Source organism: Bradyrhizobium huanghuaihaiense, assembly GCF_025200885.1.
In the GTDB taxonomy this organism is placed as follows: Bacteria; Pseudomonadota; Alphaproteobacteria; order Rhizobiales; family Xanthobacteraceae; genus Bradyrhizobium; species Bradyrhizobium huanghuaihaiense.
This window is the reverse complement of sequence record NZ_CP104172.1, coordinates 5829105-5848773: the sequence shown is the minus strand read 5'-3', so window position 1 is coordinate 5848773 and position 19669 is coordinate 5829105. Positions and strand designations below refer to the sequence as shown.

General features: G+C 62.4%; 19 protein-coding genes and 1 pseudogene. 17 read left to right on the top strand and 3 right to left on the bottom strand.

Going from position 1 to position 19669, the window contains the following annotated elements; translation table 11 throughout:
- Window positions 1–63: 63 nt before the first annotated feature.
- From N2603_RS27990 to N2603_RS27915, 16 genes and pseudogenes are all read left to right on the top strand, one after another.
- Window positions 64–876 (top strand): STN domain-containing protein, encoded by an 813-nt coding sequence (locus N2603_RS27990; protein WP_260384667.1) that lies wholly within the window; start codon window positions 64–66, stop codon window positions 874–876.
- Window positions 873–1586, top strand: a complete 714-nt coding sequence (locus N2603_RS27985; protein ID WP_260384666.1) for a TonB family protein — start codon at window positions 873–875, stop codon at window positions 1584–1586. The genes N2603_RS27990 and N2603_RS27985 overlap by 4 nt, the downstream gene beginning before the upstream one ends.
- A 250-nt stretch (window positions 1587–1836) precedes the next feature.
- Complete coding sequence (locus N2603_RS27980; RefSeq protein WP_311740636.1) at window positions 1837–2298, top strand: RNA polymerase sigma factor; 462 nt, start codon at window positions 1837–1839, stop codon at window positions 2296–2298.
- A 423-nt stretch (window positions 2299–2721) separates the two neighbouring features.
- Window positions 2722–3711, top strand: a complete 990-nt coding sequence (locus N2603_RS27975; RefSeq protein ID WP_260384664.1) for a FecR family protein — start codon at window positions 2722–2724, stop codon at window positions 3709–3711.
- Between the two features lie 317 nt (window positions 3712–4028).
- Window positions 4029–5687, top strand: a complete 1659-nt coding sequence (locus N2603_RS27970) for a ShlB/FhaC/HecB family hemolysin secretion/activation protein (protein WP_260384663.1) — start codon at window positions 4029–4031, stop codon at window positions 5685–5687.
- Window positions 5687–7688: pseudogene (locus N2603_RS27965) on the top strand (DUF2341 domain-containing protein). Before N2603_RS27970 ends, N2603_RS27965 begins: the two are co-directional and overlap by 1 nt.
- Window positions 7689–7693: 5 nt before the next feature.
- On the top strand, window positions 7694–8098 hold the full coding sequence (locus N2603_RS27960; RefSeq protein WP_260384662.1) for an ExbD/TolR family protein: 405 nt from the start codon (window positions 7694–7696) through the stop codon (window positions 8096–8098).
- Window positions 8099–8157: 59 nt separating this feature from the next.
- Window positions 8158–8643 (top strand): hypothetical protein, encoded by a 486-nt coding sequence (locus tag N2603_RS27955; protein WP_260384661.1) that lies wholly within the window; start codon window positions 8158–8160, stop codon window positions 8641–8643.
- The gene (locus tag N2603_RS27950; RefSeq protein ID WP_260384660.1) at window positions 8640–9359 is read left to right on the top strand and encodes a TonB C-terminal domain-containing protein; all 720 of its coding nucleotides are present in this window, start codon (window positions 8640–8642) and stop codon (window positions 9357–9359) included. The genes N2603_RS27955 and N2603_RS27950 overlap by 4 nt, the downstream gene beginning before the upstream one ends.
- A gap of 53 nt (window positions 9360–9412) precedes the next feature.
- The gene (locus tag N2603_RS27945) at window positions 9413–11248 is read left to right on the top strand and encodes a putative porin (protein WP_260384659.1); all 1836 of its coding nucleotides are present in this window, start codon (window positions 9413–9415) and stop codon (window positions 11246–11248) included.
- A 2-nt stretch (window positions 11249–11250) separates the two neighbouring features.
- Window positions 11251–11850, top strand: coding sequence for a hypothetical protein (locus tag N2603_RS27940; protein ID WP_260384658.1), 600 nt, complete (start codon window positions 11251–11253; stop codon window positions 11848–11850).
- Window positions 11847–12893, top strand: coding sequence for a peptidylprolyl isomerase (locus N2603_RS27935; RefSeq protein ID WP_260384657.1), 1047 nt, complete (start codon window positions 11847–11849; stop codon window positions 12891–12893). Before N2603_RS27940 ends, N2603_RS27935 begins: the two co-directional genes overlap by 4 nt.
- An 18-nt stretch (window positions 12894–12911) precedes the next feature.
- Window positions 12912–13427 (top strand): YbjN domain-containing protein, encoded by a 516-nt coding sequence (locus N2603_RS27930; protein ID WP_260384656.1) that lies wholly within the window; start codon window positions 12912–12914, stop codon window positions 13425–13427.
- Window positions 13428–13484: 57 nt separating this feature from the next.
- Window positions 13485–13979 carry a hypothetical protein gene (locus N2603_RS27925; RefSeq protein WP_260384655.1) on the top strand — a complete coding sequence of 165 codons (495 nt, stop codon included), beginning with the start codon at window positions 13485–13487 and terminating at the stop codon, window positions 13977–13979.
- A gap of 45 nt (window positions 13980–14024) precedes the next feature.
- On the top strand, window positions 14025–14732 hold the full coding sequence (locus tag N2603_RS27920; RefSeq protein ID WP_425249010.1) for a lytic transglycosylase domain-containing protein: 708 nt from the start codon (window positions 14025–14027) through the stop codon (window positions 14730–14732).
- 72 nt (window positions 14733–14804) lie between these two features.
- Window positions 14805–15227 carry a hypothetical protein gene (locus N2603_RS27915; protein WP_260384653.1) on the top strand — a complete coding sequence of 141 codons (423 nt, stop codon included), beginning with the start codon at window positions 14805–14807 and terminating at the stop codon, window positions 15225–15227.
- A gap of 16 nt (window positions 15228–15243) precedes the next feature.
- Here the strand turns inward: N2603_RS27915 and cysN are convergent, their stop codons facing one another.
- Together cysN and cysD are read right to left on the bottom strand one after the other, a co-directional pair.
- On the bottom strand, window positions 15244–17121 hold the full coding sequence (gene cysN / locus N2603_RS27910) for a sulfate adenylyltransferase subunit CysN (protein ID WP_260384652.1): 1878 nt from the start codon (window positions 17119–17121) through the stop codon (window positions 15244–15246).
- Entirely contained in the window at window positions 17121–18059 is a 939-nt protein-coding gene (gene cysD, locus N2603_RS27905) for a sulfate adenylyltransferase subunit CysD (protein WP_260424271.1), read from the bottom strand. The genes cysN and cysD overlap by 1 nt, the downstream gene beginning before the upstream one ends.
- A 268-nt stretch (window positions 18060–18327) precedes the next feature.
- Between cysD and N2603_RS27900 the strand changes: the two genes are divergently transcribed.
- Entirely contained in the window at window positions 18328–19191 is an 864-nt protein-coding gene (locus N2603_RS27900) for a hypothetical protein (protein WP_260384651.1), read from the top strand.
- 140 nt (window positions 19192–19331) lie between these two features.
- Here N2603_RS27900 and N2603_RS27895 read toward each other — a convergent pair whose 3' ends face one another.
- Window positions 19332–19640: a hypothetical protein gene (locus tag N2603_RS27895; RefSeq protein WP_260384650.1), complete on the bottom strand. Its 309-nt coding sequence runs from the start codon at window positions 19638–19640 to the stop codon at window positions 19332–19334.
- Between the last annotated feature and the right edge of the window lie 29 nt (window positions 19641–19669).

Here is a 19669-nt window from a genome sequence, read left to right as displayed (position 1 = left end):
CGGTTAGATCACTGTCATGCAAACGATATAGAGGAGGCATTCGCCTGGGCTTCAACGATCCAGATGGCTGACGTGCTGTTTCTGGTCGACAAGAGCAGCACGATGAAAGCAGCTACATTGCATGGCGCCATCGCCTTACATGCCGACCGCCCTCGAGGCGGTATCCGCGCGGCGTTCCGCCTGCAGCTGGTCTTGGCCGCTTGGCTGATAACGGTCATCTTCGGCGCCAATGCCGCGGAGGAAGACCGGTCGGCGCGTGCGGGCAGGCCGATCGCATTCCACATTCCGGCACAGTCCCTGGCCGGTGCGTTGCAGGCCTATGGGCAGACCACCGGCATTCAAGTGCTCTATGAAAGCAACTCCGCCGTCGGCCGGACGTCGGTCGCGGTTGAAGGAACGTATGCCGCGGACGAAGCACTGAACCTGCTGCTTACGAGCACGGAGCTGAAGGTGCGCTACATTCGTCCCGATGCCATCACGCTTGCTCTTCCCAGCGCAGAGGGCGTCGGCTATGCACCTCCGGCGGCGCCCCTCGCAACATCGGATCTGTCCCTGGGGCGGCTGCGCGTGCGTCAGACCGGCGATGCCGACGATGCGGCCCGGTTACAGGACTACAGCCAGAGAGTGCAGATGGACATTCAGAATGCGCTTCGAAAGAACGCAAAGACGCGCGATGGCAATTATCGCGCGGTGCTGGATATCTGGATCGATCCCGCGCGCACGATCGAGCGAACCGAGTTGTTCCGCTCGACCGGGGACCACGAGCGGGACGTTGCAGTTTCGGCGGCGCTTCGGGGCCTGACGATCAGCAAGCCGGCGCCGGCGAATACGCCACAGCCGGTCCGCGTCGTCATCGTGGTGAAGTCCCTGCAATGAGCGACAGCGATATTCGCCGCGGAAACGAGAAGGGACGAGCTGCGGTGCTTGGATCCTTCCAGGACGATGACCTCGATGCCGCCTCGTCATCGGGAGAGTTCTATCGCCTGCTCGGCGTTCCCGCTCTGGCGGCCGTTCTTTTCGTCGGTGGCGTCTACTGGATCAGGATGCAAGTGCCGGCCGGCTCTCCCGGGCAACAGTCGGCCGCGGTTGTGCAGGTTCAGCTACTTCCGCGGCCCGAAGCCGTCCCGATAGCCGTCGCCCCGGTTTCTCAACCGGACGCGGCGAATGTTGCGAGCCGCGCCGATACTTCATTGAAGGACCCGGATCCGACACCATCCGACGATCCCGTTCCGGCTCCGAGAGCGAGAACTGTCTCGCCCGGAGACACTCCGCCGATGCCTGCGGCCGTGAGCGGGCCTGCGAGCAGCGCGGCCGTCAAATTTCAACAGACGTTGCTTCGGCACGTTTCGCGGTACCAGCGTTATCCCAAGGCGGCGAGCGCAATACATCTCGAAGGAAAGGTCGTCGACACGCAGTTCGCCATGGCGAGGGATGGCACGCTGCTCGGCGTCTGGGTGCGAACAAGCTCGGGTCAATTGCTGCTCGACAAGGAGGCGATCGAGACCATCCGGAGAGCCCAGCCGCTGCCGCCAATTCCACCCGAGTTGCCGGATCGGCTCAATATTCACCTGGAGCTCGAGTTTTGATCCGTCATGAGATCGGGCCATGCCGATGGCACGGGGCCTCCGTGCAATGGCTTGCACCTTGTGTCATAAATGTGTAGCCCCGCACCGGTACGACCTTCGCAACCTTTTGCGGTCGTTGCGTAGGCAATGTTTGCGCCGGAAATACCAGAGTATGTTGGGCACGTGAAACGTGGCTGATAGCAATCGAATACGGCTGCGGGGGCAGTTGGTCGAGAACTATGAAGGCCTGATCCGGAAGCTTACGCGTCGCTTGGGGTCGGCCGATTTCGCCCACGAAGCCTTGCACGAGACGTTCCTGCGCCTCGACAGGGTAACGGATGCCGAACCCGTACGCAGTCCTGCCGACTACATCTTTCGTACCGCCATCAACATCGCGAAGGACCGCCGCAAGGCGCAGAATTACCGTGTCAGCGCGTCGGAGATAGACGCGTTTCTCGACATATGCGATGACGAACCGGATCCGGCCAGGGTGGTCGAGGCGCGTTCGGAAATCGAGGCTTTCAAGCGCGCGCTTGCCGAGTTGCCGCCGCGGCCCCGCGAGGTCCTTCGGAGCATTTCGATCGAGGGGCAGCCGGCGCACCAGGTCGCCGCGCGGCTCAAGGTCAGCATCCGGACCGTCGAGAGCGACCTGAAGCTGGCGCTTGGCCATTGTGCCGACAGCCTCGAACATACATTGCGCCGCCGTCTCGGCGGCCCGCGTCCGCGATCGTGAGCGCGTCGATATTGCAAGCCGACGCATCGGATGTCTTGTTTCGCCCGGCGCAGGCAGGAAAATTTGATCGATAGGCCGCCCCTTGCGCGGTTTTTCTTCGGGATAGCCGGGCGCCATTCGTCTATCGAGTAGAGACACCGTGCAGCAGGCGTCACGCGCCGCAAGCTGAACAGGGGATTCCGGGGGAATGACGCAGGCGGTGGCAGTGACGGCGGTTGCAGGGTGCGCTAATGCGGCCGTCGCGGCCGTTCGCTTCCCTGACCGCGGATGTGTCTTGCAGTTGATTGCCGGAACATTGCCGCCGATGTCCCGGGCCGCGGAATGCTGTTCGAAATTGAGGGAAATCGATAATATCTTGCCTGTGACTGCCTTTGGCCCGGTTTGGCTACCGGTCTGGCGAGTGCGATAGATGGGCTATGGATCTTGACCGCGACCAACGAAACACCTGAGCCGGACGCGCTTCTGCGCGAAGCCCTGGACTGGATCGTTCGCCTCAAGACGGGTGAGCCGACCAGGGCCGACGTCGAGGCGCTGCAAGCGTGGCGTCAACAAAGCGGCGCGCACGAGGCCGCCTTCAAGAACGCGGCCCGCGTCTTTCGTCATGCGGGCGTCGCTGCGCTTGAGTTGGCCGATCAGCGGGCCGCAGGCGGCGTTGCACGGTCCTCGCGAACAGCGGTGCCCAGGGCCATTGGACGTCGCGCCTTTCTGGGTGGCGCGACCGCCGTGGCTGCGGCCGCTGCGGGTTACGCAATCGTGCGCCCGCCGCTTGGCCTTTGGCCCTCGCTCGAAGAGCTGTCCGCCGATTACCGGACCGGAAAAGGCGAGTTGCGCAAGATCGCAGTGGCGCCGAACGTGTCCCTGGAGTTGAACACGCAGACCAGCATCGCGCTGCGTTCGGCGTCAAACGAAACCCGGATTGAATTGATTTCGGGCGAAGCCTCCGTGGTGGCGACATCCGCCGCCACTCCCTTTGTCCTTCTGGCGGCGAATGGCCAGATCTCCGCAGTGGAAGCGGATTTCAACGCGCGTTGTCTCGATGGTGCCGTCTCGGTGACCTGCTTGAGCGGAAGCGTGGATGTCGCGCAAGGCGACAGAACGGTGCGGCTCGGCAGGGCGCAGCAGGTGTCCTATTCGCCGGGCGGGATCGAAGCCTCCGTAAAGGTCGACCCGGGGCAGGTGACGGCCTGGCAGGCAGGACTGCTGATTTTCCGCGATCGACCGCTTGCGGATGTCGTGGAAGAGGTCAATCGCTATCGGTCCGGCAAGATCATCATCACCAATGCGGATCTGAAACGGCGCATGGTCAACGGCACGTTCCAGATCAACAAGCTCGGGGATTTCGTGCCCCAGGTTCAGCAGTTGTTCGGAGCCCAGGCGCGGTCGCTGCCTGGCGGCGTTGTGCTGCTCGGTTGAACGTAATCCGGCTCGACACGAACACACGTGAGCTCCTGGCCGCGTCCTTCTCGTTGCCGCACGAATCGACGCTGGCACGTCACGTCAGACACTGCTCCTAAAATGATCGCTAACATTTCCCGATCTCGCAAAAAAAAGTTTTGCGGGTTGGATGCGGCCCAGTCGTCTTTAGAGCGAGGGGCGTGATTACGGTGTCCGGCCGTGGCCTCGTTTAGCTGGTTCGGGAGTCGGGCGGGGCATCTGTGAAAAGTGGAATCGATTGCGAGCACCGCCGGCGTGCGTCGGCGGGCACGGCGTTGTTTTGTCTGGCGATGGGCATGTTGGCCGGCGGCTTCGCTGCCGCGCTGCCGGCCCATGCGGCCAAGGTCGCCGCGCCGAAGGCGAACAACCCGTCCGCTCCCGCGGCAACGGAAGCTGCTGCCGCGCAAGAACCGGCAGCCATCGTGCAACGTTTCGATATCGACGATTTCGCAATCGAGGGCGCCGAGACGCTTCCGCAGGTCGACATCGAAGAAGCGCTCTATCCATATCTCGGACCGAGCAAGAGCGCCGACGACGTCGAAAAGGCGCGGGCGGCACTCGAGAAGGCCTATCACGACAAGGGTTATCAAACGGTCAGCGTTTCCGTTCCGCAGCAGAACGCGCAGGCCAAAATGATCACCCTCAAGGTGACGGAGCTGAAGGTCGGTCGTCTGCGGGTCAAGAACGCACGCTATTTCCGGCTGGACAAGATCACCGAGGGGGCGGGTTCTCTCAAGCAAGGGACGGTCCCGAACTTCAACGAGGTCACCAAGGATATCGTTGCGCTCAACCAGTGGCCCGATCGACGCGTGACTCCTGCGCTCCGTGCCGGCGTGACGCCGGGCACCGTCGATGTCGATCTGAACGTCGAGGACAAGGTCCCGATACATGCCAACGTCGAGGTGAATAACCGCAAGTCCCCCAACACGACCGCGCTGCGCGTCAGCAGCACGGTGCACTACGACAACCTCTGGCAACTCGGCCACTCCGTGAACTTCAGTTATCAGGTCGCGCCGGAGCGTCCCGGCGATGCGGAGGTGTTTTCCGGCTCTTATTCAGCGCGGGTGCAGAACGTCGATTGGCTGAGCGTCCAGTTCTACGGCGTGAAATCGAGCAGCGACGTCGCGACCGTCGGCGGCACGAACGTGATCGGGCCCGGAGAGATCATCGGCAGTCGCGCGGTGATGACGCTGCCGGCGCGGGAGAACCTGTTCCATACGCTTTCGGCCGACGTCGTCTACAAGCATTTCGATCAGACCGTGAAGCTTGGCGGTGCCGGCTTCTCGTCTCCAGTCACCTATTACCCGTTTATCGCAAGCTATGGCGCGACATTCCAGAACGAGACGTTCACGACCCAGTTCAATGCCGCCGTCACCTACAATCTGCGGCCGCTGGGAGATGGCGTCGTTCCATTCGACACCAAACGCTACGGGGCCTCCCCGAGCTTCACCCATTTCAACCTCGATGCGTCGCATACTCAGGAATTGCCGGAGGGCTTCCAGCTTTACGGCAAGGTGCAGGGGCAGCTCGCCGACGGGCCGCTGGTCTCGAGCGAGCAGTTCAGCGTCGGCGGTCTCGACACCGTGCGCGGCTATCTCGAGTCTGAGACGCTCGGCGACAACGGTATTGTCGGCAATCTCGAGCTGCGCAGCCCGAATGTGGGAGAGATGCTGCAAGCGCAGATGAAGGACGAGACCGGGCAGGGCAAGGCGCGCTTCACGATCTTCAACGAATGGCGGGCGTTTGCATTCGCGGACGCCGGCATGGCGACCATGCTGAACGCGCTTCCCGAGCAGCAATCGCAATTCAATCTGTGGAGCTACGGCGTCGGCAGCCGTTTCAAGATGTTCGACTACCTGAACGGCACGCTGGTCTATTCGGTGCCGATGGTCAGTCAGACCTACTCGAGCGCGAGAAGTCCGCGCGTCAATTTCCGAATCTGGGGTGAATTCTGATGATTGCAGGATGGGATCACATGGCTGGCGCCTGCCGGTCGACGCTTCGGCGAGCGGCTGGGCGGGCTCTGAAGGGATTGGTGCCCGTCTTGATTGCGGCACTGATGCTGTGTCCGTCGCCGGCCAAGGCGTGGTGGAACGACGACTGGCAGCTTCGCAAAGATCACGATCGACACCGGCGCGTCGGGCGCCGGCATCACCGATCCGATCGGGGCTGCGCCGGTCCTGGTCCGGCTGCACGTCGGAAACTTTCGTTTTGCCTCGGCCAAGGACGACGGCAGCGATCTGCGGTTCGTGGCCGGCGACGACAAGACGCCGCTGAAGCACCACATCGAGAAATACGACTCGCTGCTCGGCGAGGCGCTGCTCTGGGTGGCCGTGCCCAACCTTCAGCCGGGCGCCAAGACCGACATCTGGCTCTATTCCGGCAACAAGAAGGCGGTCGCGACCAGCGATGCGAAGGGGACCTACGATCCGGATACGATGCTGGTCTATCACTTCAACGAGCGAGGCACGCCGGCGCTGGACGCTTCGGTCTGGGCCAACAATGCGCAAAGCGTCGGCCAACCTGCGGACGGTTCGCTGATCGGCACCGGCTTGCGCCTCGACGGTCGTGGCGCGCTGACCTTGCCGGCTGCCCCGTCGCTCGCGTTGAGCGACAACGCGGCATTTACCTGGTCGGCCTGGATCAAGCCGGGAGCGATGCAGCCGAACGCTGCGTTGTACAGCCGCCGCGACGGCGCGAACGGTCTTGCCGTCGGACTGGATAATGGTGTGCCGTTCGTCGAGGTGACGAACGCGGGATCTGCACAACGCAGCGGCGCCGCAGCGCCGCTGGCGCCGAATGGCTGGCATCATCTCGCCGTCGTCGCCAATGGCGGCCAGGTCGTCCTTTATCTCGACGGTACGCCCTATGCATCGCTCGCTGCGACGCTGCCGGCGCTCGGCACGAACGCCGCCATCGTCGGAGGCGACGCGGTGCCTGCGACGGCCATGGCCGCTCCCGCGGCGGCGCAGTCATCGTCCGCAACGGACGGTGGAGCGGCTCCGGATGCGTCAGCCCCGACGCCGGAGGCCGCACCTGCCGCCGCCGCGGCGATGGCCGGCTTCGTCGGCGACATCGACGAGCTTCAGATCGCAAAGATCGCGCGGTCGCCGGGCTTCATCAAGTTCGCCGCCATCGGGCAGGGACCGAGCCAGGCCAAGCTCGTCACCTTCAGCGTCGACGAGGAGACCGCAAGCTGGCTGTCGGGCTACTTCGCTGTGATCCTGAAATCGGTGACGCTCGACGGCTGGATCGTAATCGGCATCCTGTTGATCCTGGCGGTCGTCAGCTGGGTCGTGATGTACGACAGGGCCTCGTACCTGAACAGGCAGGCCAAGGCCAATGCGCGCTTCATGAAGAGCTTCCGCGAGCTCGCGGCCGATCTCACCATGCTGGATCGCGGTGCTGCCGACGAGGTTTGGACCATGGGCGGCAGGGTCGACGAAGCCGATGCCAGGATGATGCAGGCCTCGTCGCTCTATCGCATCTATCATATCGGAGCGTCGGAAATTCGCCATCGCTTCGCCGGAAAGGGCGAGCGTAACCCGGTGCTCTCGGCCGCGTCGATTGCCGCCATCCGCGCCGCGCTGGACGGCGGCTCGGTGAAGGAGATGCAACGGCTCAACCGGCTGATGGTGGTGCTGACCATCGCGATCTCGGGCGGACCCTTCCTCGGCCTGCTCGGCACCGTGGTAGGTGTCATGATCACCTTCGCCGCCATCGCGGCCAGCGGAGACGTCAACGTCAACGCGATCGCCCCGGGCATCGCCGCCGCGCTGGTTGCGACGGTTGCCGGCCTCGGCGTCGCGATCCCGGCGCTGTTCGGCTACAACTACCTGATCTCCCGCATCAAGGACCTGACCACCGACATCCAGGTCTTCGTCGACGAGTTCGTGACGAAGATGGCGGAGTTCTACTCCGCCGACCAGATCGAACGCAGCATCGCCGCGGAGTGACGACGATGCAGGTCCAGAACGAGTCCAAGCCGTACGACGACATCAACATCACTCCGATGCTGGATCTCGCCTATGTGCTGCTGGTGATCTTCATCATCATGACGACGGCGACCGTGCAGGGCCAGAAGGTCAATCTGCCGAAAGCATCGGCTGCGCCGAGCCTCGCCACCCAGACCACCAAGGCGATCACGGTCGCTAATGACGGCAAGATCTTCCTCGATACGATCCCGGTGACGCTGCCGGAGCTCGAGCAGCGCCTGGTGCAGCAGAAGGCGTTGACACCGGAGTTCCCGGTGGTGCTGCGCGGCGACGCGCAAGCCCAATATCAGAGCGTGATGGATGTGCTCGACCTGCTCGGCCGTGTCGGCCTGACGCAGGTCGGGCTCGCGACCAAGCCGCTCGTGAAGTGACGGAACGAATGGGCACCTCCATGGATATGCGCGCCGATCTGCGACAGGGAGCCAGCGCCTTGTGGTCATGGCTTCGCGCGATCCTGTCCTGTGCGGACCGGACCGCCATCGACGTGCCGCCGACCGTCACGAGCGCGCGTCCGGTCGGGCCGCTTGTATCGACCGCTGGAGTGCACAATGTCGAGCGAGCCAGCGCCGGACCAAGCGCATCCGATACCGGCATGGTGCTTCATTTCCCGATCCGTGGCGAAGCCCTTCTGGTCAAGCTTGCGGACCTGCTGCGCAAGCAGGTCGCGAGCCGCGTTCCCGAACGCGATCCGTTGTTGCTGGTGATGTCGCGCGGTCCGGGCTCGCGTCTGTCGATCGATCGCGTCGCCTATGTCGACTTCCTGGCTGATCGGTCCACCTATCACGTCGTCATCGAGGCGGCTCCCGATGCCACGATCACGCTGGATACGACTGACTTCGATACGGTCGTGAATTTCGTCATGCAGTACGTCACCGGCAGGAATTCCGAACCGGTCGCACTCGAGGCGGTGTCATGAACGCGCCGGTACAACAGGGCGGTCCGCGGCGGCTATCCCTGCCACGAGCGAAACCATTGCTGCGCTACAGTGCTGCGCTGGCTATCGCAGGCGTCCTTGGCGTCGCGATATTCATGTTCGTCGGTCATGACGATATGCCGCCGCCGCGCCAAGTGCGCGAATTGACGGTCGTCAACATCACGCCGCCGCCGCCTCCGCCGCCACCTCCACCGCCGCCCGAGCAGAAGATGATCGAGCAGCCGAAGATGGCCGAGCCGGAGTTTAAGGAAGACAAACCGGTCGAGAAGCCGAAGGACGAGCCGGTCAAGGACGCCAAGAACGAAGAGCCGCCAGGCCCGCTGGCGCTCGACGCCAAGGCCGTCGGACCCGGCGACCTGTTCAATCTCGGCAGCAAGGTGGGTGGCAGTCCCTATGGCGGCGGAGGCGGCGGCGGCAGTCGATGGGGTTGGTATCAGGCGATAGTGCAGTCGCAGATCGAGGCGGCGCTGCACGCCAACGGCAAGACCCGCAATGCGACGATGCAGATGCAAATCCGGCTGTGGGCCGATGCGACCGGCCGCGTCAATCGCATTCAGCTGGTCTCGTCGACCGGCGACGCCGAGCTCGACGCCATTATCCGCACCGACGTGTTTGGCAGCCTCGTGTTGCGGGAGCCGCCCCCACGGGACATGCCGATGCCGATAGTGGCGCGCGTCACCGCGCGCCGGCCAAGCTGACGAGCCGCAATCAATTCGTTCGAGTCGAGTGACTAGCAGAGGACTGGGGACTTATGTTGAGGAAGAGATACGACGCACGCCGCCTGACGTCGTCGACCGCCATATCGCTGTGTGCGCTTGCCGTCGCGGCGCCAGCTTTTGGCCAGGCCGGACCGGATCCGAGCCCGGCGGCGAAGAAGTCCGAATCGAAGCGTCCGACCGTGTCCGACGCCAAACCCCTGTCGTCGAACACGACGATCAATCTCGTCAACTTGCTGGTGAAGCAGGGCGTGATCAAGGAGGAGCAGGCTCAGGCGCTGATCAAGCAGGCCGACGACGAAGCCTATGTCTCGCGACAGGCCACGAAGGACGCCGCCGCCAAGGCCGACGAAGCGGCCAAGGCCGCGACCGCGGCGGCCGCAGCAGCCTCGCCGCCCGGCACCCGGCACGTCACGTACGTGCCCGAGGTCGTCAAAAGGCAGTTGCGCGAGGAGATCAAGAAGGAAGTGATGGCCAAGGCGCAAAAGGAAAATTGGGCCTCGCCCGGCGCCTATCCGGAATGGGCGCAGCGAATCCGCTTCTCGGGCGATGTGCGCTCGCGCTATCAGGGCAGTTTCTTTCCGGAAGGCAACGACCAACTTCACGCATACAATTTCAACGCGATCAACACTGGTTCACCGTACGATCTGAACAGCAACAGCTTCGCGCCGACCTACAACGCCACCCAGGACCGCCACCAGGCCCGGCTTCGCGCTCGCCTGGGCATGGAGGCAGACATATTCAATGGGTTCACCGCGGGCATACGCATCGCAACGGGAGAGAACAGTTCGCCCGTTTCCACCAATCAGTCGCTTGGTGCGAACGGAGGTAATTTCTCGAAATACGCACTGTGGCTCGATCGAGGCTATCTGAAGCATCAATCCTGGGACGGCAATCTGGCGGTGTCCGTCGGCCGCTTCGACAATCCATTCTGGTCTCCGACCGATCTCGTCTGGCACAGGGACCTCGGCTTTGACGGTCTCGCGATGCAGGGAAAGTACGAGATCGCCAAGGACGTCACACCGTTCGCGGTTGCCGGTGCGTTCCCGATCTACAATACCGACTTCAACATCGGTACCAATTTCGACGCGAGGACCGGCGGGGTCACGAAGTTCGCCAACCACGACAAATGGCTGTTCGGCGGTCAGGCGGGCGTGGCGGCGCGCCTCAGCTCCGAGACGTCGATGCGAGTCGCAGCCGCCTACTACGATTTCTCCAATGTCCAGGGACGCTTCTCCAGCCCCTGTCCGGTGCAGTCGGCATCGGATCTGTGCGATACCGATCTGACCCGGCCGTCCTTCGCGCAGAAGGGCAACACCTACACGACGCTGCGCAACATCGTCTCCGATCCTACGGTGCCGGTCCCGCCGCTCTATCAATATTTCGGTCTGGTCGGGCAATATCGGCCCGTCGTCGGCAGCGTGCAATTCGACCTCGGACATTTCCACCCGGTGCACATCGTGCTCGACGGCGAGTACGTCTGGAACAGCGCGTTCGACCGCAACCTGATGAACCGATATGCGGTCAACAATCGCGGGCCCGACGTCGCGAGCAATGTGCCCGGTCCCTTCAACGGCGGCAATCAGGGGTGGCTCGGCCGCGTCACCGTCGGCAACAAGGAGATCAAGCACCTCTGGGATTGGAACGTGCATGCGGGGTACAAATACCTGCAATCCGACGCCACCATCGACGCTTTCGTCGATTCCGACTTTGGCCTCGGCGGCACCAATCTCAAGGGTTACTTCGTCGGCGGCAATGTCGGGCTCAGCGATGACGTGTGGGCCAGCGTGCGCTGGCTGAGCGCGAACAACATTGCGGGCGTGCCTTACGCCGTCGATGTCCTGCAAGTCGATCTGAACGCGAGGTTCTGATCATGCACCCCCGGATTTCCGGTCTTCTGGCGGCCGTAGCCGCGGCTGCGATGTTTTGTGGCGAGGTTCGCGCCGAAAGCGAGACCGACCGTCTGCGCGAGGCGCTGCGGAGCGCCATCGCACAGGCGCGGCAGATGGAAGACCAGCGGACGGCCCTGCAGGCGAAGATCGCGGACGCCGACCGCGAGAAGGCGGCCCTGAAGGCGCAGGTCGACGCGGCCAAGGCGGAAGCGAAGCAGCTTCAGAAGCAGCATCGCGAGGCGGTCGACGAATTCAACCAGCGTCTGGAGGAGCGCAACCAGACGCTGGAGAAGTGGAAGGTCGCCTATGAGGAGGCCGCCACCGTCGCCCGCACCAAGGACGCCGAGCGTGCCAAGTTCGAGAGCGAGGCAACGGCGTACAAGGCCAGCACCAAGAGCTGCCAGGCGAAGAACGTGCAGCTCGTCAATGTCGGTCGCGACATTCTCAATCGATATCGCAGCCTGACCCTGGGCGACGCCGTAGTCGCAAGCGAACCGCTGACCGGGTTGGGCCGCGTCGGCGCGCAGAATTTCGTTCAGGAAAATATCGACAAGCTGCTTGACCAGAAGGCAACACCATGAAGCGTCTCAGTGTTATCAGATCATCGCGTTCGATCCTTGTTGCCGGAGCCGCCCTGGCGATCCTGGGCTTGTCCGTGGGGACGGTACTTGCCCAGACCGCGCCGGCGCCTCAACGCCCGGCTCAACCCGCTGTAAAACCGAAGCCGGCAACGGCCGCCGCGGCAACGCCGACGTCGGCAGCTCCGGCACCGGCAACCCAGGGGATTGCGCCCACCAAGGCGACCGGCGGCGATGACGTCATCGCCCGGGTCGGCGAGGCCAATATTTCGGCGGAGGAGCTCCGCGCTCATGTCGGCGCGCTGGGAGCGCGCGAACAGGCGGCGCTCGCGAAGGACCCGGCGCTGCTGAGCCAGGCGGTTCGCCTGCTGCTCGCCAACCGGCTGGCCTTGCAGGAAGTCATCGCCAAGAAGTGGGATCAGCAACCAAACGTCGCGGCGCAGCTCGATCGCGTGCGCGAGAACGCCGTGGTCGAGATCTACCTTCAGTCGGTCTCGACGCCTCCTGAGAGTTTCCCGAGCGAGGACGAACTCCAGAAGGTCTACGACGCCAACCGCGGCGCCTTGCTGGTGCCTCGGCAGTTCCACCTCGCGCAGATTTTCGTCGCGGCGAACGAGGGCGACAAGGCGGCTGAAGACAAGGCGAGGAAATCGATCGAGGCAATCCAGGCGAAGCTGAGGGCGCCGGGCGCCGATTTCGGCGCGATTGCGCAGGCTGAGAGTGATTCAAAAGGCGGCGGTGATCTCGGCTGGGTTGCGGAAAATCAGATCCGGCCGGAGATCAAGGCGCAGGTGCAGGGACTGGCCAAGAATGCGATCTCCGAGGCCGTGCGGCTCGACGATGGCTGGCACATCATCAAGCTGATCGACACCAAGGCGGCCTACACACGGACCTTGCCCGAAGTGCGCGACCAGTTGGTGCAGCAGATGCGCAGCGAACGGGCCGCCGCGCTGCGGCGGGCCTACCTCACGGAGTTACTCAAGCAGAATCCGCCCATTCTCAATGAGCTTGCGCTTTCGAGCCTGCTCGACAATTCCCGGAAATAAACCTCAGTGGAGTTAGCAATGTCCAATACCGTTATCGTCAAGCTCACCCTCGATGATCTGCGTTCAGCGCTGCAACAGGTCGGCTACCGCGTGGAGGAGCTCACCGACCCCGTGATCAGTCTGACCTATCTCCGCTCGGCAACTGGAGGTCTGACCTTCGACATTCGTCCGGGGAATTGGCTTGCGAACACGGAGAGTTTCGTCGATGCGGCCTTTACCGCGGTGCTCCAGGTCCAGGGCGAGCTTCCGCTCGATCTGGTCAATCGCTGGAATGCGACGCGCCGGTTTGCGCGCCTTCAGCTCAGCCAGCAGTTCCTCGTGCTTTCCCTGGACGTCTCGGTTGCGGGTGGGGTGACCGCGGACCATCTGCGCGCGCAGATCGACATCTGGGATCGCCTGGTGCAGGAGCTGATCGTTTACTTGCGCGATGAACTTCGCGAGCTGTCGGCCCGGAAGGGAGCGGCGGCACCAGTCGAACAGGCCGTGGGATACGAGAACGCCGATGTCAACGGCCAGGCGGCCGCTCTTCAGTAGCTCGTTGCGATGTCGCTGAGGCGTTCGGAAAGAGTTCGCGGACAGGTCCAACGAGACATGTTGACGATGACCCGTCGTGAATCCCGCACCACGTGGTGGAATAGAGTCGTCGGCTCGCTGGCTGCGGCAGCCGGTTTGCTTGCCGCTGGAGCTGGCGTCAACGCATCGCCGATTGCCGCGGAGAGGAGCGATTACCGTCCGGCCGATGCGGTTCCGCCGGCATGGCAGGCTTTCGCAAGGCAATTGAAGCACACGATCGAGCAACGACTGGCGGCCGACGACGAAAAGGCCCGACATTTCCAGGAGTACCTGGACAGCCGCAGCACAGGTGGCGATGTGCCGCCTGTGACACTTTTACTCCGAGCCTGGGTATCGTCGGATGGTCGGCTGCATCGCGTCGAGTTTGACGGTCTCAGTGATCCCAGAGCTTCCGTCGGCCTTCGGGCCTTGCTGACCGGACAAAATGTTGGCGTGCCACCGCCCGAGATGCTGCAGCCGTTGCATTTACGGTTCTCGCTGCGGGCGACGGATCGATTGCAGCGGGAGAAATAGAAGATGTCGGCGGGCAACGGAAGCGTTCGTTTGGCGCGATCAATGATGTCGCTCCCGTCGATCGCTTTGGTCCTGGGATTGCTTCTGCTCGCTTTGCTGTTTCCGGTCGACGCTCGGGCCGAGGCGACATCGGCGCCAAAAACCATCGACGCTCGTCATGCTGCGGTCGAAGCGAAGAGCGAGGCGCCGCCAGCGCGTGCACCCGATGCAGGCTCGCGTTATCGCGCCCTCATTGAAAAAGAGGCCGCGCAGGTCGGTCTCGCGCCCGAAATCGCCGAGGCGGTGATGGCTGTGGAGAGCGGATATGATCCGGGTGCTATCGGCGGTGTCGGCGAGATCGGCTTGATGCAGATCCTGCCCTCGACGGCACGCATGCTGGGTTTCGCCGGCACACTGGCCGATCTGGCCGTGCCTGAGACCAACATCCATTACGGTGTCGTCTATCTCGCGAAGGCCTGGCGCCTCGCCGGCGGCGACCTGTGTACCGCCGCGATGAAATACCGCGCCGGCCACGGCGAAACGCGCTTCTCGTTCCTTTCGGTAAACTACTGCATGGCGGTGCGTTCCAAGCTCGCCGCTCGCGGTTTTCGCGTGACCGGCAGCATTCCCGTGCCGACGTTTGGCGAACCAGTCCCATCGGGTCGCGGCTGTGGCCGGAAATGTCAGGGCATATCGCGAACGGGCACAGTGAATATCGCTGCGCTCAACACCCAGCTCAGTGCGCTCGTCGCGCAGGCGCGGGCAGGGCGATAGGGGCCGTGCGTATGGAACGGCTTGTCCGGGGGTGAGTCTGTTCGCACCCACTTGCGGGGAAGAGAGGAGATCATGATGCGGCTGATGACATCTTCACTGGTTCTGGCAGCCTGTCTCGTGTCACCGGCCGTGGCCGAAGAGCAGGTCAACATTCTTCCGCCAATCGTGGTCGGAAGCAGCACGCCGAAAAGCGCTGCTGATGGTCGCTCCCCGGTTTCGTCGAGCGGTAGCCGGACGCCGGCCTCGCCCGACAGATGCGTGGAAGTGGAAATCGGATCCAGCCGGTCGATGGACTGCCTCAACCAGAAGCTCAGGAGGGAGGTCGATCGGGTCAATCCGAGCATCAATCTGCCGCCCGTCGATGCCAGATCGCCTGACCTCAAGGTCGGGATCGTCAACATCCCCGGTGTCCAGCAGCAATATGGCCGGAACTTCGGCGTTTCCGTTGCTCCCTACCGGCCGCCGGTGTTCTCCTCGCCAATCGGGCATCGATGAAGCGGTCCGATGCCTGTTATATGAATACAATCCCGAGTGCGGCCAATTTTTTCACGATCTGGTCCGCCAACTCCTCGGGCTGCTGACCAATCGTTTGCAGGTGTATTTCGGGAGTTGTCGGTGGTTCGTACGGGGCATCGAAGCCGGTAAAATTCTTGATCTTGCCGGCTTTCGCTTTGGCATAGAGGCCCTTTGGATCACGCCGTGCACATTCGTCGATGGGTGTGTCCACGAATATCTCGATGAACTCTCCATTAGGCACCAGACGACGGACCATGTCACGCTCAGCACGGTATGGAGAAATGAACGAGCAGAGAACGATCAGGCCTGCATCCAACAGGAGTTTTGCTGTCTCTCCGGCGCGACGGATATTCTCAACGCGGTCCGCCTCCGTGAAACCGAGGTCCCGGCTGAGACCATGGCGCAGATTGTCGCCGTCCAGCATCATGGTGTGGTGGCCGCCAGCGTGAAGCCGGCGCTCAACGATGTTGGCAATCGTCGACTTGCCGGCACCCGACAGGCCAGTGAACCATATGATGGCTGGCTTCTGGTGCTTCTGCGCAGCGCGCTCTGACCTTCCTATCAATGTGGCCTGCCAGTGGACATTGGTGGCACGACGCAGGCCAAACGCAATCATCCCCGCGCCGAGCGTATGATTGGTCAAGCGGTCGATGACGACAAATGATCCAGTCTTGCGGTTCTGCCCGTACGGGTCGAACGCGATGGGTGTGTCCGTCGACAGGTTGCAGAACGCGATATCGTTGAGGCCGAGGGTGCGGGCGGCAAGATGTTCGCGCGTGTTGACGTCAATCTTGTACTTGATCCCGGTGACCGTAACCGGCGTCGTCCGGGTGCCGATGCGGGCCAGATAGGAGCGGCCAGGCATGAGTTGCTGGTCGCTCATCCAGATGACATGTGCGGCAAACTGGTCCGATACTTCGGGAGGAGAATCCGGACTGATCAGCAGATCGCCGCGGGCGATGTCCAGCTCGTCTGCGAGCGTGATCGTGATCGCGTCACCGGTCTGGGCGGAGGTCTGAGCGCCTTCGGCGGTCAAGAGTTCCTTCACCCTTGAGAGTCTGCCGGAATTCGCGACGGCGACGGGATCGCCGGCATTGATTGTCCCGGATGCCAACGTGCCGGCGTATCCTCTGAAATCAAGATGGGGTCGGTTGACCCATTGCACCGGAAAGCGGAACGGACTTTCGATCGTGTCGCCACTCACATCGATGGTTTCGATATAGTCGAGCAGGCTTGGCCCGCGAAACCAGGGCGTGTTGTCCGACACCTTCGTAACGTTGTCGCCATGTCGGGCCGAGATTGGAATCGGTGCGATCGAGGAAAAGCCGAGTTCCCCGGCGAAGGTTCTGTATTCATCGACAATGCGAACGAAAATGTCGCTTTGATAGGAGATCAGATCAATCTTGTTCACGGCCAGGACAACATGACGTATGCCGAGCAGCGAACAAATCAGGGAGTGTCGTCTGGTCTGCGGCAAAACACCTTTGCGCGCATCGATCAGGAGAATGGCGAGATCGGCTGTCGACGCGCCGGTGGCCATATTCCGCGTGTACTGCTCGTGGCCGGGCGTGTCGGCGACAATGAAAGAACGTCGAGGCGTGCTGAAGAAGCGATGTGCAACGTCGATCGTGATGCCTTGCTCCCGTTCGGCTTCGAGCCCATCCGTGAGAAGTGCAAGGTCGATGTCGTCTCCGGTGGTGCCGTGGCGCTTCGACTCCGCCGCCAACGAGGATAGTTGATCTTCAAAGATCAGCTTGGAGTCATGCAGGAGGCGGCCGATCAGCGTGGACTTTCCGTCATCCACCGATCCACAGGTGAGGAAACGAAGCAGGTCCTTGCTCTGCGCTTCGACGGGAAACTCGCGGCTGTCCATCAAAAGTAGCCTTCGCGCTTCTTTCGCTCCATTGATGCGGATTCGTCGCTGTCTATCAGGCGACCCTGCCGCTCCGAGAGCCGCGTCGATCTCATTTCCGAGATGATATCTTCCAGCGTTGTGGCACTGGAATCGATCGCTCCGGTCAGGGGATAGCAACCCAGCGTTCGAAATCGAACTTGTCGCGATTCCGGCTGCTCGTCCGCATTGAGGGTCAGTCTCTCGTCATCGACCATGATCCAGGAGCCGCCGCGCCCCACGACCGGGCGGTGTTTGGCGAAATAGAGCGGCACCACGGGAATATTTTCCAGATGGATGTAGTGCCAGACATCCAGTTCGGTCCAGTTCGATAGCGGGAAAGCGCGAACGTTTTCGCCCGGTCCGACACGGGTGTTGTACAGGTTCCACAATTCCGGGCGCTGGTTGCGGGGGTCCCAGACATGTCCGCGCGAGCGAAACGAGAAGATGCGCTCCTTGGCCCGGCTCTTCTCTTCGTCCCTGCGAGCGCCGCCAAAAGCCGCATCGAAGCCGTAGAGATCGAGCGCCTGTTTGAGCGCTTCGGTCTTCATCACCTGAGTGTGGATCGTCGAGCCCGATGTGATTGGCGAGATGCCGCGGCCAAGACCATCCTGGTTGATGTAAACGAGCAGCTCGATGCCGAGGCGCCGCGCGGTCTCGTCCCGAAACGCGATCATCTCGTGAAACTTCCATGTCGTATCAACGTGCAAAAGTGGAAACGGGAGCTTAGCGGGGTGGAACGCCTTGAGCGCCAAATGCAGCATGACGCTGGAGTCCTTGCCAATCGAATAGAGCATCACCGGGCGTCTGAATTCGGCGACGACTTCGCGCATGATCTCGATTGATTGAGCTTCCAGACCCTTGAGGTGTTTCGGAAGCCCGCGCTGCGTTCCGTCAGTGGCCGATGCGACGAAATTCATTACAGGCGCCTTCAGGGGAATCTCATTGGGAATGCCAACATACTTCATGCCATGCCGGCAGCGATAGCTCATGTCGACGGCGCGCAGAGCTATGCCGTCCGGCGGTGGGAGGCCGGCGCCGATGAATTCTTGATCTTGGTGCGATAGTAAATGCGCGGGCCTTGTTGCCTTGCATTCTGAAGGCGGTAGTGGCTGATGCGACTTCAATGTGCCGGTGACGCGCGCGGTCGACGGCGTTCACCGGTACACTTTGGATTAGAGAGACCCGATGGCATTGAATGCGGACGACATTTTTCTGAATCCCGCGCTTGAATCCCGCGTGCGCGGACAAGCCTGGGCGCTCTTGCTTCTCAACGCTGCCGATCCGCGGATGGGATCGTTGTTTGCAACGCAGCAGCGCTGGCTGATGGCCCACGCGGCGGTAGCGCAGTTCTTCCGGGATGTTGCTGTGGCTGGCCCTGGCTCCGGAGTGTTGACCGCTCGTGTGCTCGATCTTGTCGAGCATCACCAGATCGCAAGCCGGAACACTGCGGCTGCCTTCGTCAAGGAGATGTTGAAATACGGCATCGTGCGCCATGTTGCGGGAAGCGAAGCCAAGCGTCATCGCCTGGTGGAGCCGGGACCTGCAGCGCTTGATGCGCTGTATCAATGGCATTTGCTGCATCTCGCAACGCTGGATGGCCTTGATGGCGGAAGCCGTTCGGCGACATTGGCCGCCCGACCAGAGGTCGTTCAGCGCATGCAGCCGCTGATTGCCGACGGCTTGCTCGGGTCTCACATGGTTCGCGAACCCGAACCGACGTTCAAGCTGTTCACCTGGGTCGACGAGGGGGGCGTGTTGATGGATCGCCTGATCGTCGGCTGTGAGGAAGAGGACGCCAGCCTCGATCGTATCACGACCGACGTGACCTCGGTCTCCGCTCTGGCGCAGCGGCTGAAATTGTCGCGGACACAACTGGGCCGCAAGCTCGCCGAGGCGGAGTCCATGGGAAGCGTTGGCTGGGTTGGAGCGCGCGGCAGGTCCCGGCTCTGGGTCTCGAAAGGCTTCCGCCGCGAATATCACAGGGCGCAGGCCGTCAAGCTCGCGATCATCGACGCAGCCTTCGACGCCTGTTTCGTGACGCATCGATGAAGTCAACGACATCGTTGGACCGATGATCGGCAGCATTGATCAATCCGCTGTCGCCTGACCATTTTTGGTGGTCGGCCTTTCCGGCCGGTCTCGACCTTTACCGCAGACGTTGGGCCCGCTGCGGAAAACGCCGCAGCGGCTCATATCGCTGCGAACATTGATTTCGCAGCAGATTTTCGTGCGCGGAATGAGAGCATGTCGCGATCTAGGTAAACGCATTTTCGGATTTTATGCGCGCAGGGCGGGTAAGCACAATTGGTGAAAATGAGCGCGTGTGAACGCTTGTTCGCAGCCTTCGGCAGCTCGACACCGTACCAATGGGCCCGCTGAGGAGTCGTCGCTTCCGAGCTGCGCTGAATGAGAATGGCATTGGTGAGGAGGATTGCTCCCATCGGTCGGTAGATGGAGAGCGCGACAACAGCGTCGATCGGATGTGTTTCGGCGGTCATCTTCCGCCTCGTTTGCGCTACCGTTTTCA